This window comes from Paenibacillus gorillae, from assembly GCF_000513275.1.
In the GTDB taxonomy this organism is placed as follows: Bacteria; Bacillota; Bacilli; order Paenibacillales; family Paenibacillaceae; genus Pristimantibacillus; species Pristimantibacillus gorillae.
In genome coordinates this window covers 1-12528 of sequence record NZ_CBVJ010000125.1, presented here as the reverse complement: position 1 = coordinate 12528, position 12528 = coordinate 1, and the positions used below count along the sequence as shown (strand labels likewise).

10 protein-coding genes and 1 pseudogene are annotated in these 12528 nt (G+C 51.1%); 9 read left to right on the top strand and 2 right to left on the bottom strand.

Going from position 1 to position 12528, the window contains the following annotated elements; genetic code table 11:
* Positions 1 to 35 precede the first annotated feature (35 nt).
* The 3 genes and pseudogenes from TY10_RS23600 to TY10_RS23590 all read left to right on the top strand — a co-directional run bounded on the left by TY10_RS23600 (position 36) and on the right by TY10_RS23590 (position 2750).
* Positions 36 to 1429 (top strand): annotated as a pseudogene (locus TY10_RS23600) (MATE family efflux transporter).
* A 36-nt stretch (positions 1430 to 1465) separates the two neighbouring features.
* Positions 1466 to 2296, top strand: coding sequence for a threonine/serine exporter family protein (locus tag TY10_RS23595; RefSeq protein ID WP_081735459.1), 831 nt, complete (start codon positions 1466 to 1468; stop codon positions 2294 to 2296).
* Positions 2297 to 2318: 22 nt separating this feature from the next.
* Positions 2319 to 2750 (top strand): threonine/serine exporter family protein, encoded by a 432-nt coding sequence (locus TY10_RS23590; RefSeq protein ID WP_042169109.1) that lies wholly within the window; start codon positions 2319 to 2321, stop codon positions 2748 to 2750.
* 73 nt (positions 2751 to 2823) lie between these two features.
* Here TY10_RS23590 and TY10_RS23585 read toward each other — a convergent pair whose 3' ends face one another.
* Both TY10_RS23585 and TY10_RS23580 read right to left on the bottom strand, forming a co-directional pair.
* A complete protein-coding gene (locus tag TY10_RS23585; protein WP_042169106.1) occupies positions 2824 to 3132 on the bottom strand; it encodes an antibiotic biosynthesis monooxygenase family protein in 309 nt (102 codons plus the stop codon).
* Positions 3133 to 3205: 73 nt separating this feature from the next.
* Entirely contained in the window at positions 3206 to 4009 is an 804-nt protein-coding gene (locus TY10_RS23580; protein ID WP_081735458.1) for a lipoate--protein ligase family protein, read from the bottom strand.
* Between the two features lie 264 nt (positions 4010 to 4273).
* On the opposite strand from TY10_RS23580, the gene TY10_RS23575 reads away from it, so the two are divergent.
* The 6 genes from TY10_RS23575 to TY10_RS29190 form a co-directional block, all read left to right on the top strand.
* A complete protein-coding gene (locus tag TY10_RS23575; RefSeq protein WP_042169204.1) occupies positions 4274 to 4720 on the top strand; it encodes an NUDIX hydrolase in 447 nt (148 codons plus the stop codon).
* A 14-nt stretch (positions 4721 to 4734) separates the two neighbouring features.
* Positions 4735 to 5220 (top strand): histidine phosphatase family protein, encoded by a 486-nt coding sequence (locus TY10_RS23570; RefSeq protein WP_155986035.1) that lies wholly within the window; start codon positions 4735 to 4737, stop codon positions 5218 to 5220.
* Between the two features lie 127 nt (positions 5221 to 5347).
* On the top strand, positions 5348 to 6256 hold the full coding sequence (locus tag TY10_RS30620; RefSeq protein WP_162160676.1) for a hypothetical protein: 909 nt from the start codon (positions 5348 to 5350) through the stop codon (positions 6254 to 6256).
* Between the two features lie 13 nt (positions 6257 to 6269).
* A complete protein-coding gene (locus TY10_RS23560) occupies positions 6270 to 8468 on the top strand; it encodes an ATP-binding protein (protein WP_052350737.1) in 2199 nt (732 codons plus the stop codon).
* On the top strand, positions 8465 to 9604 hold the full coding sequence (locus TY10_RS23555; protein ID WP_042169098.1) for a BTAD domain-containing protein: 1140 nt from the start codon (positions 8465 to 8467) through the stop codon (positions 9602 to 9604). Before TY10_RS23560 ends, TY10_RS23555 begins: the two co-directional genes overlap by 4 nt.
* A gap of 154 nt (positions 9605 to 9758) precedes the next feature.
* Positions 9759 to 12528 (top strand): beta strand repeat-containing protein (locus tag TY10_RS29190; protein ID WP_052350736.1); only part of this gene is annotated, 2770 nt, incomplete at its 3' end.

Genomic DNA, 12528 nt, shown 5'->3' with positions numbered 1-12528 from the left:
GAGACAGAGAGACCGATATTAGTGGAGAAGGTGGCATCTTGGCAAGCGCAGCATTAGAAGAAAAGGACGCCAAGTCCTTTAATTTGTTTTTTTGACTTGGCCGATTTTTTTGGAAATCTTTTTATTTATGATGATGGGGATCGCCGATACGCTTATGCTGAGCGCGATTTCCGATAATGCCGTATCGGGCGTTGGGGCAGCGAATCAGTACTTGCATATCGCGATTCTTATTCTGGAGGTCATCGGCAACGGGGCATCTATTGTCGTAGCGCAATACATCGGCTCCCGTAAGCTGCTGGAAGCGGCCCGTATCTCGGCGTTAGCGATTACGATGAACCTGATCGTCGGCTTGCTGATCAGCGGCATGTTCCTGCTGTTCTGTAATCAGATTTTGCAGATTCTTAATCTGCAGGGTGAAATACTGGAGCATGCGAAGAGCTACCTGTCCTTCGTCGGCGGTTTTATTTTTCTGCAGGCGCTTGTGAATTCCTTGGCGGCAATTGTCCGGGTGCACGGGTTCACGAAGGAAGCGATGCTCGTGTCATTCGGTATGAACGTCGTTCATATCATCGGCAACTATGCGCTGATCTTCGGCAACTTCGGTTTTTCAGAGATGGGTGTACACGGGGCTGCAATTTCAACTGTAATCAGCAGGCTGATAGCGGTGCTTGTATTCCTGTGGCTGTTGTACCGGATCATGGAGATCAAAATTCAGTTCCGTTATTATTTTTCATTATCCAAAGCGTTTATTGGCAAAATATTAAAAATCGGCGTACCTTCGGCAACCGAGCAGGTCATGTATCAAAGCTGCCAGATGGTGTTCCTCTTCTATGCCACGTTTTTGGGCGAAGAGTCGATGGCAGCCCGTCAATACGCATCGAACATCTCGATGTTCATTTACTTGTTCGCTTTTGCAGTTGGTGTAGGCACCTCTATTATCGTTGGCCGATATGTGGGCGGCAACCGCAAGGACGAAGCTTACAGCCGCGTATGGCAAAGCGTACGTTCAGCTAGCATCGCTACAGCAGTGATGGTAGCGCTCGTTATGATTTTCCGGCAGCCATTGATGACTATCTTTACCGATGATCTCAACATTATTAAGCTTGGCGCGCATGTGCTGCTCTTCAGCATCGTTTTGGAGACGGGACGCACGATTAACATCGTGCTGATCAACTCGTTGCGTGCTGCGGGCGATGCCCGTTTCCCGCTGTGGATCGGCATGGTAACGATGGTTGGTATAAGTGTCCCATTGGGCTATCTGTTAGTCTTTAAGCTGGATATGGGTCTTCCCGGCATATGGCTGGCGATTGCCGCCGATGAGTGGCTTCGGGCCATTCTGATGTCACTGCGCTGGCGCAGCCGCAAATGGGAGAAGCATGCGCTAGTGAAGCATGAGCAAGGGGACGGGGCAGTTATTTCGGCGCACTAAGCGCAACGGGTAAAGGAGCGGCCGTTGATGGAGCGTATGGTCAGCGAGAAGGGCAACGGCTCCTTCGTTAAAGCGGAGGCGCATAAAGATGCAATCCAATCTTCCTTGGCCGGGACAGATGTCTGCTCGGATCATGATATCTTGCGTATCTGCCTGCTTGCGGGCAAAATTATGCTGCAAAATGGCGGCGAGACCTCCCGTGTGGAGGACACGATGATGCGGATTGCTGCCGCCTACGGCTATGACAATTCACATAGCTATGTAACGCCGACCGGCATTCTATTCGCCATTGACGGGACAGCTCCTGCTACACGGCTCATTCGTATCTCAGAGCGCTCCACCAATTTGCAGAAGGTAACGATCGTGAACGATATATCCCGGCGCATCTGTGGAGATGGAATGACGCCGGTTGAAGCCCTGAGCCTGCTTCAGGAAACCGATACGCAGCCATTCGCTTACCCCGAATGGCTGCGTATTGCTACAGCGGCACTGGCGAGCGGCTGCTTCGCAATTATGTTCCGCGGGGGCTGGAGTGATTTCATGCCGGCCGTTCTGGCAGGCGGGATTGGCTTTCTGCTCGTCGTATTGCTGAATCGCTTTGTACCGGTGAAGTTTTTCGCTGAGTTTCTAGCTGCAGCCGCCATTGGCGGGACAGCCGTCTTGCTCACACAAAACGGTGTGGGTGCTGATCTGAACATCATCATAATCGGCTCCGTTATGCCGCTCGTTCCGGGCTTGCACATCACGAATGCAGTCCGGGACTTGATGGCAGGACATCTTGTGTCAGGGTTATCCAAGGGCGCAGAGGCATTCTTGACGGCATTCGCGATCGGTTCGGGCATTGCAGTTGTGCTTTCCCTGTTATAGGGGCAGAGAGGAGAGGTGAATGATGGTGTGGATCGAACAGCTGGTTACGAGCTTTATCGCTTCTGCGGCATTCGGCCTCATCTTCAACGTGCCTAAGCGAATGCTGCTGCAATGCGGCAGTGTTGGCATGGCCGGCTGGTTCATGTACATGAGCTGCGTCCAGCTAGGCATCGGCGTTGTGCCCTCGACGCTGATTGCGGTCGTCGTCGTAACCGTCATCAGCCAGCTGTTCGCAAGAATGTACAAGACGCCTATCATCGTCTTCAACGTGTCGGGTATCATACCGCTTGTTCCCGGCGGCATTGCCTACGATGCGATGCGCAACGTTGTGGAGAACAACTATAATGCCGCGCTTGAGCTCGGCTTTCAAGCGTTTATGCTCTCGGGCACCATTGCAATCGGCCTCGTCCTCTCGGAGGTCGTCAATCAACTTCTGCGCAAACCCGCGCGTTGATGATCGGAAGATAAGGAAAAGAAATCCCCCATTCGCATGTTTGTTCATGTGAATGGGGGATTTCTTTATATGCTTATGAAGACTTAATTGTACGATCAACTTGTTCGAAATGCTCAACCGTGGGGAAAGGATCGTAGAAGTGATGCAGCAGCTTCCGCCACTCCTCGTATTGCGGTGATCCGCGGAAGCCGACCGTATGATGCTCTAGCGTCTCCCACTGGACAAGCAGCAGATATTTGCCTCGCATCTCCATGCAGCGCTGTAGTTCGTGATGAATGTATCCGTCCATAGAAGAAATGATAACGGAAGCTTCACGGAATGCTTCCTCATAAGCATTCTCCAGTCCATCTTTTACTTTCAGCATAACGGCTTCTAGTATCATGAGCAGGCCTCCTTGTTATTATGGCGGGGCAGGTTGGGAGAAAAGAAGTGCTTTGGCCTCTCTTAGGATGGCATCAACTGCCGCCCGGCCCGATTGCATAACGGCCGCGCAGCGTGCCGATCATCTCGCGGATGCGCTCCTCCGTTGGCATGTCGAGGGCGGCTGCCGCTTCTTGCATGCCCTTCACGGTCTGGCCGCTCCGGACAATGCGCTTCACCGCTTCGGCGAATACCTCAGCGGCATTCGGGCCAAGACCAGCCAGCTCTTCGAGGCTGGCCGTACTTTCCTCTGTGACGCGGGGATAATCTGCGTTACGATCCCCTCCGGCCGCCCGCTCATAGAAGGAGCGGACGAGCGCGGCCCGTTCGCGGCCTGATCCGGCCGCGACGACGAAGGCCTGCACGATGTAGGCATGCGCCTGCCTGCGCTGTGCGATGCCGCAGAACTTCAGGCCGCCGATGCTAAGATCGTAATCGCCGGGACAGTAGGCACCGGCGATCTCACCTTTATCGACCTGGCGGCCTGTGGACTGGAGCGCATGCTGGATCAGGCCGTACATGCGCTCGAAGTCTCCATGGAAGCGGAAGTCCAAGGTATCCGACTTCGGCAAAATCAGCGACACATTGACGACGCCATGGTCGAGCGGCACCGCAGCTCCGCCCGAATGGCGTACCGCGGTCGACCAGCCCTGCGCCTCTAGCCATTGCTGCGCCTCATAGGCCGCAGGCAGTCTGCTGTCACGCAGCCCCATAATGAACGCGCGAGGATGGCGCCATATATGGCATATGGCCGGACCGCCCTGTCCGGCACTGCGGCAAAGCAGCTCGTCCAACGCGAATGGATACAGCGGGTCGCTATCCGCAGCCCCCTCAGCCATCCGATCCAATAGCAGCAATTGGCCCAATCCCAATGCTTGTGCGTCGTTCGCTTCATCTCCTGTCACCGTGCAACCATCCCTTCCGTTCAAACAATCTTTCTTTATGATAGCATGTTGCAGGTTGGCTGAGCGACAGCCCTGTGAGCGATATGTACAGAATGTCTTGAAAGAGTCTTCCCAAGTCCTTTGACGTTATTTTTATTTACCATAAATAGGTATTCTATGCTACTATATTCTTTTGAAAATATGGGGGTGTGAGAAATGATGAGTAATCTTTTGCAGGTTAGAGTAACAGGGGTATTGGTTGAGAATGAGACAATATTATTAGTTAAACAGAACGTAACGTCTGACCGCAATTGGTCTTTGCCAGGAGGAAGAGTTGCACAAGGCGAGACGTTAGAAGATGCAATTATTAGAGAAATTGAAGAGGAAACAGGACTTATCACTACCGTGTCTAAGCTGTTATATCTTTGCGATAAACCTGATGCTTCGCCCTCTTTAGTACATATAACTTTCTTGCTTCATAGAGTAGGCGGGGCGATACGACTGCCATCCAATGAGTTTGATAGCAACCCTATAAATGATGTGGTAATGGTTCCGATTCATAATCTAGCAGCCTGTGGATTCTCTGAGAAATTCATGACCCTTGTTCAAAAGGGATTTCCAGAGTCCGGAAGCTATAAAGGACTGAAAAGTAACATCGGCTTATAGAGGAGGAATATCCGATGAAAAATATTTACCTAGTGAGACACTGCCAGGCAGAAGGGCAAGAACCCGACGCACGGTTGACCGCTGCCGGTGCTCAGCAAGCGGAAGAACTCGCTCATTTTTTAGCTAATAAAAATATCGATTATATCATCTCTAGTCCGTTTGAAAGGGCTATCCGAACCATCACACCACTAGCTGAGAAATTGGGCGTAGAGGTTAATAAGGATACAAGATTAGCCGAAAGAGTATTATCAGGGAAAAATCATAAAGAATGGCGTGACATGCTTCGCAAGACATACGATGACTTAAATTTATGCTATGAGGGCGGGGAGTCCAGCAGCATGGCTATGAGCCGTGCCAGCAGTGTTGTCTCGGAAGCACTAAATAGTGCGTGTCCCTGTCCAACCCGGATGTCTTTCATATTTGCTGCCTGCAAGATCAGCCAACCGTTCAGCGAATATGGGCCGAGTGAGCGCATACTAGACAAGTCGAATCATTTATAATTTCTCTTTATACTGTTGCAATAGTCTTATGCTACGCTAAGAACGATGAACATTCATTTTAATAGAATAATTTTACTATAAATGATTACTAGGTGAGGATATGAACACGGAGCGGGAAATGGGCACAATGAGCAAGCAATTAACGGTACTAGTAGGTATGATTGTTGTCTTCACCGTCGTTACTTCATTATTCATTTATGAGTGGCTGAATCCATCGTTTCAGTATCCGGAAGCGAGAGGCGGGGTGCTGGACGCCAGACAGTGGGATTTTGCGAAACAGGGGATTGTCCCGCTGCGGGGAGAGTGGGAGTTTTATGAGAATAAGCTGCTGACTCCGCTAGATTTCGATGCCAATGCCAACGGCAAGGCACTGGAGGCAGAGCGTCGAATTATTCGCGTTCCTGGGGGCTGGGGGGACGTCTCCGGCAGCGGATATGGCGCGGGTACGTACCGTTTGCGCATCGAGACCAACAATCCGGATCTATATAGCCTGCGGGGCAAAAAAATTCGCATGTCCAGCCATATCTACATCAATGGAAAAGACCTTGGCGGCAATGGAAAACCAGATCTGTCGGCAGATCGGTTCGTGCCTAGCAACCTTCCGGTTTTTGATACAATCCGAGCGGATTCCGGTACCATCGATATCATCATACAGATAGCCAGCCACCGCTACATGGAAGGCGGTTTGGTACAAGCGCCTGAATTCGGCTTGACGGAAGATGTATTGGCCAGGCGTGATAATGCCCGTCTCGCGGATATGATTGTCATCACCACTTTGCTCGTATTTGCGATTTATTTCGCAGGGATGTTCAAGCAATGGAGGAAGGAACCCTATCTCGCCTTTTTCAGTTTGTTCTGCTTGTCATTAGGGTTGTTTTTCAGCATGGACAATGAAATTGTCATCGCAACCTTGTTCCCGGCAATGTCTTTCCTATTTTTTGCAGAAGATGCTCTTTTTCCTGCCCTATGTGTCTATCCTTTCATTTGCTCTCTATGTTTATCTATACCTGGATCATCAAAAAAACTGGGAATATAAATGGCTGAGCCGGGTGTCCTGGGTATCCCTGGCCTTGTTGTTGGCGGTTCCGAACGAATATTTAGTGGACATTCTTTGGCTGGGGATCATTCTGCAAATCACTGCTTTTGCTTTCATTATTCGCTGGATTTTCCGTTACCGGAACGGCGGGGTTCAGGTTTATTATATTTTGTTAGGTTTGTTTTTCCTTATCATTAGCTGGGTGTATGCTCAGACACGCTATCAGTTGGCGCTCGATAACCCTTATTATATGATCGTAACGCCTCTGCTTCTCGTTCTGTCGCAATCCTTCCTCATGTCGGACCGGGTTCGCGATGCGTACTTGCGGAACGAGCGATTGGCCGAGCAGCTAATTGCATATGATCGTCAAAAAGATGAGTTTCTCATCCATACGTCCCATGAGTTCAAGACTCCTCTGCACGGTATTATTAATCTGGCTCAGGTGGTCATCGATCAGAATGAAAAAGAAATACCGCAGCGTCATCGCGATAATCTGGATTTTATTATTGCCCAGGCGACTCGCCTGTCTACGCTGGTGAATGATATTATCGATTTTCAAAGCTTGCAGCAAGGCAGCTTAATGTTTCATAATCGGCTCTTTGACGTTAGCGGCACAGTGCAGGCTACACTAGAAGCATTGAAGGTTTTGCGCCGGGACGATCAGCTGCGGCTGGTCAATCATGTGCCTCCGGGAAGCTACTATCTATACACGGATGAGAACCGCTTGAAGCAAATTCTAGTGAATCTGGTCGGCAACGCATTGAAATTTACGGAACAGGGCAGCGTGGCGGTGGCAGCAGAAGCACGAGATGGCTGGATTCGACTTGCATTTGTGGATACCGGTGCAGGAATGAGCGCGGAGCGTCAACAGGAGCTTTTCAAGGCTGATCTATATAAAGGGGAAGAAGGGCCGGCGGTTTCGGCGTTCCAATCTTCAGGTCTGGGGCTGAAAATATCAAAGGCGCTTGCGCTGCAAATGGGCGGAGATCTGGAGCTGATATGGTCGGAGCCGGGAAGGGGCTCCGAGTTCGAGCTGCGGCTGCCGGAAGCGACGGCGACGCAGAGGCAGCTGGAAGCCGCCCGTGCCGAATTTGCTGTCAGCACGGAACCGCAGTTATCACACAGTGCAGGCTCACCAGCAATGGAAGAGACACTGTCTCATTTGGCGGAGCAATCTGGCAAGGTAAAAATTTTGCTGGTGGATGATGATGCCTCTAATATCAAGGTGCTGCAAGAGTTGTTTCCGTCCAGCCGCTACCATGTTCTTGTGGCATACAATGGGACGGATGCGCTCAATTTAATTCAGCAGCACCGCAGCGATCTGTCCCTTGTCCTGCTCGACGTGATGATGCCCGGTCTGTCCGGGTATGAAGTATGCAGGCGTATTCGGGAGGATAACCCGCTCTACAAGCTGCCCGTTTTGCTGCTGACGGTTCGCAATTCGCCGGCTGATATCGCGATGGGCTTTGAGGCGGGAGCCAATGATTTTCTGGTGAAGCCGTTCAGCGGCAAGGAGCTGCTGGCGCGGGTGCAAACGCTGCTGGAATTGAAGGAGGCAGTCGGACAAGCAATTCGGATGGAGACGCTGTTTCTGCAATCGCAGATTAAACCGCATTTTATCTATAACGTCTTAAGCGGTATTATCTCGTTATGCTATAGCGACGGTGCACGGGCAGGCAAGCTGCTTGGCGAGTTCAGCAACTATTTGCGGCTTAGCTTTGACCTTGACCCCCGTCATGCGAAGGTCAGTCTGCAGCGGGAGTTGTCTCTCACCAATTCCTACATTGAGCTGGAGAAGGCCCGTTTCGGGGCACGCTTGAATGTGGAATGGAACGTGGAGGCAGGGGTGGAACCGTTGATTCCGGCGCTAATTTTGCAGCCTCTAGTCGAAAATGCGATACGCCACGGCATCATGAAGCGGCTGTCGGGAGGTACGGTGGTCATTCGGGCGACGCTGGAGCCGCAAGGCTTGCGGATCGCCGTTCAGGACGATGGGGTCGGCATGAAGGCCGAGCAACTGGAGCGGATTTTCAATCCGGAACGACTGGAGGGGAGCATCGGCCTGATCAACGTCCATAAGCGATTGGTGAATGAATTCGGACAAGGCTTGCGGATCGAGAGCCTACAGGAGAAGGGCACAACCGTCGATTTCCTGATTCCTTTCCGCGCTGGAGAGACCAGACCCCATGGAGAGGCGGAAGCAGCAGGATGATGAAAGCAGTAATAGTAGACGACGAGCAACTGGTAGCAGAGCAAATCGACAGAATGCTCGTAAATGCCGGGGTGAAGGTGCTTGGATGCTGTATTAATCCTCACGAGGCACTCGGCATGGCGAAGGCACTGCAGCCCGATGTACTGTTTCTGGATATTGAAATGCCGGAGTTGAGCGGACTGGAAATTGCAAAACTGGTGTATGCAGACAAGCTCGACATGGAGGTTGTATTCATTACGGCCTACAATCAATACGCGATTGATGCATTCCGGGTAAATGCGCTCGACTATTTGTTGAAGCCGGTAATGGAAGAGGATTTGATGCGTTCGCTGGAACGTGTCACTCAAAGACGGCAGCATCGCAAAGCCGCTGTCGGCACCAGCAGTGACGGGCAACGGACGGTCACTGCAGAGCTATTCGGCAAGTTCGCACTACGATTGAATGAGGGTCTGGAGCCCGTTCGCTGGGTAACATCCAAGTGCGCGGAACTGCTCGCTTACATGCTGCTGCAGCCTTTGGAGAAGGAGGTCAGCAAGTGGGAGCTGGTCGAAGCTCTCTGGCCGTCGCAGAATTCGGATAAAGCAGGCATTAACCTTAGGAGCACGGTTAGCAGAGTCAACAAGACGTTCCGGGATTGCGGTTTGGAGATTACGCTGACTTCTGTCAAGAATGGATATAGGCTGGTGTTGTCTAATGGTGCGCCGGCTGTGGACGCGATGGAATTGGAGAGCTACGTATTGGAAGGTGTAGAGCCTGACAGCGACAATCTGTCCCGTGTTGAGCAACTCATACAGCGCTGCAGCCAGCCGTTCCTGCCAGAGTTCGATAGCGCCTGGTGCGAGCCTTACCGCAAGCAGTACCGGCAGTATTTTCTGCATTTGGGGAAAAAGCTTCTCCTGTATTACGAGCGTATAGAGGCGGAGCCGTTCAAGACGTTGCGTCTCGCCGACCTGTTGGCCGATCATGAACCTTATGACGAATCGCTGCGGGAAGCGGCGATGAAACTGCACTATCGAATAGGCGGTTCCCAGCGTGCCGCTGCTTACTATGAAGCATATGCTGAACTGATCCATACGGAGCTGGGAGCTTCTCCTAGTGATACACTCGCTGAGTTGCTTCACAGCCTAATAGATTGATCTTTATTGTAAGAAGGAACCTGCCATCTGAAGCGGGTTCCTTTTGTTTTGCAACAATTTTGCAACATCGTACCCGTTATAATCTCACAGTAATGTACATCAGCATGAAAGTGAGTGAGAGCAGATCATGTTCAAACGTTGGATATCTATAGCTATGGTTTTACTTTTAATTGCAGTCAATATTCCTCAGTATGCTTCTGCAGCCCCTCTTGACGAGTGGAATATCCGGAATCCGATACCTACGGGTGACTATTTACATGATGTCGCCTACGGAAAAGCAACGTATGTGGCAGTGGGGGGAAATGGAGCAGTAGCAACCTCTGGTAACGGGTCGGACTGGACTGGCCGAGCGAGTGGCGCTGTCATGGATCTTACTGGTGTCGCTTTCGGAAATAATACGTTTGTGGCAGTAGGGGGCAGCGGGACGATTATTTCCTCCAGCGACGGTGTGAGCTGGACAAGCCGAGTGAGTACCTCTTCAGCGGCTCTAAGCAGTATTACCTTTGGGAATAACTTGTTCGTGGTAGTAGGTACAGGTGGAACGGTTCTCACCTCCAGCGACGGGGTGAACTGGACGAAGCAAACTAGTAATACTACAGAAAGTTTAAATAGTGTTACTTATGGAGGCAGCAGCACGTATGTGGTGACAGGGAATGCAGGGTTTATTATGACCGCCACCAATGTAACGACCTGGACGAAAAGAACGAGTGGTACCACGGATAATCTACATAGCATCACTTTTGGTAGTAGCATGTTTGTAGTGGCGGGTGGATCTGGGACGATTCTGACATCTACACCTAATGGAGGCACATGGACGAAAAGGACGAGTGGTGTTACGAACGGTTTATATGACATTGCCTATGGAAACAGTACATTCGTGGCAACAGATATCTTTAGCGGAAAAGTTTTAACCTCTAACAATGGAATGAACTGGGTTTCTCAAGATAGCGGTTTTAGCAGCATAAATGGTATTCGTTTCGTAAATAACACGTTTTTGGCGTTAAGTGAGAGCGGGAAAATTCTGGCTACTGCAAATGGAACGGCTTGGACAATCGTAACAAATCCAATGACGAATGTTCTAAATGGCGTCACTTACGGAAACAGATTGCATGTAGCAGTAGGTAACACAGGAACGATTATGACCTCCAGCAACGGAACGGCTTGGACAAGTCAAACAAGCGGCACTGTGAATACGCTAAATGGAGCCGCCTACGGAAGCGGCAGGTATGTGGTCGTTGGTGCTAATGGAATCATCTTAACATCAAGTAACGGAGCAAACTGGACGAGCCAAGCAAGCGGCACGACAAATACGTTAACCAGCGTTACTTACGAAAATGGCCAGTTTGTGGCGGTGGGTAACATGGGAGTGATTGTGACCTCCAGAGACGCATCGAACTGGACGAGCCAATTGAGCGGCATTACGAATACTCTGCTTGGCGTCACCTATGGCAATGGTATGTATATGGCTGTAGGGGGCCCTGGAGTAATTATGACCTCCGTAGACGGTGCCAACTGGGTAAGGGGAACGAGCGGTACTACAAGTACGTTATATAGTGTCACCTACGGAAATGGCAAGTTTGTTGCAGTGGGCACCAGCGGGGTAATTATGATCTCCACTGATGCAGTGAACTGGACGAGCCGAAATAGCGGCAATTCGAATAGTCTCAGAGGCGTCGTTTACGGAAATGGCGTGTATGTTGCGTCGGGTAATCTTGGGCTTATGTTTACCTCTAGTGATGGATTAAACTGGGTGAGCCGTACGACCGGAACCGGGAAAAGTCTATTCGGCATCACCTATGGAAGAGGTTCATATGTGACGGTAGGTTTAGCTGGGACAATACTGCAAACTACCCCATTACCGTTTACGACTTATACTGCAACTTATAATGCTAACGGAGCAACATCAGGGGCCGTGCCGGTCGACAATGTTGCATATGAGCAAGGAGATCCGGTGACCGTCGTTGATAATACGGGAAATCTGGTCAAGACAAATTTTACATTTGAGGGTTGGAATACGGAGGCAGACGGAACCGGAACGAGATACGCCCCAGGTTCTTACCTTGCGATGGGAACGGCGAACGTGACGCTGTATGCGGAGTGGGCGGCTGTACCCCCTGCAATCAACAGCGTGGATGTTAGTCCAAGCAGTGCAAGCGTGGTGCAGGGAGGAAGCAAGCAGCTCACAGCGGCGGTAGATGCGGTAGGCGGTGCAGCGACAACCGTAACGTGGACGAGCAGTGATGCTAAAGTGTCGGTGGACAATACCGGTAATGTAACGGCAGCAGCAGATGCTGAACTAGGCGATTACACGATCACGGCAACGTCAACAGAGGATATCAGCAAAAAAGGGACGGCAACGATTACGGTGACTGCAGCTCCTGCAATCACCAGTGTGGACGTCAGTCCGAACAGCGCAAGTGTGGTTCAGGGAGGAAGCAAGCAGCTCACGGCAACAGTAGTCGCGGTTGGCGGTGCAGCGACGACAGTGACGTGGACGAGCAGTGATGCTAAAGTGTCGGTGGATAATACCGGTAATGTAACGGTAGCAGCTGATGCCGATCTAGGCGATTATACGATCACGGCAACATCGACAGTGAACAGCAGCAAAAAAGGAACGGCAACGATCACGGTGACAGCAGCTCCTGCAATCAACAGCGTGGACGTTAGTCCGAACAGCGCGAGTGTGGTTCAGGGAGGAAGCAAGCAGCTTACGGCAACGGTGGAGGCGGTTGGCGGTGCAGCGACAACAGTGACGTGGACAAGCAGCGACGCTAAAGTGTCGGTAGACAATACCGGCAATGTAACGGTAGCGGCTGATGCCGATCTAGGCGATTATACGATCACGGCAACATCGACAGTGAACAGCAGTAAAAAAGGAACGGCCACAATCACGGTGACAGCAGCTCCTGCAATCACCAGTGTGG

Coding starts and splice junctions, on each gene's coding strand:
- TY10_RS23570 (WP_155986035.1), top strand. CDS start 4,735: ATGAAAAATATTTACCTAGTGAGACACTGCCAGGCAGAAGGGCAAGAA.
- TY10_RS23595 (WP_081735459.1), top strand. CDS start 1,466: ATGGTCAGCGAGAAGGGCAACGGCTCCTTCGTTAAAGCGGAGGCGCAT.
- TY10_RS30620 (WP_162160676.1), top strand. CDS start 5,348: ATGAGCAAGCAATTAACGGTACTAGTAGGTATGATTGTTGTCTTCACC.
- TY10_RS23580 (WP_081735458.1), bottom strand. CDS start 4,009: ATGGCTGAGGGGGCTGCGGATAGCGACCCGCTGTATCCATTCGCGTTG.
- TY10_RS23575 (WP_042169204.1), top strand. CDS start 4,274: ATGAGTAATCTTTTGCAGGTTAGAGTAACAGGGGTATTGGTTGAGAAT.
- TY10_RS23590 (WP_042169109.1), top strand. CDS start 2,319: ATGGTGTGGATCGAACAGCTGGTTACGAGCTTTATCGCTTCTGCGGCA.
- TY10_RS23585 (WP_042169106.1), bottom strand. CDS start 3,132: ATGATACTAGAAGCCGTTATGCTGAAAGTAAAAGATGGACTGGAGAAT.
- TY10_RS23555 (WP_042169098.1), top strand. CDS start 8,465: ATGATGAAAGCAGTAATAGTAGACGACGAGCAACTGGTAGCAGAGCAA.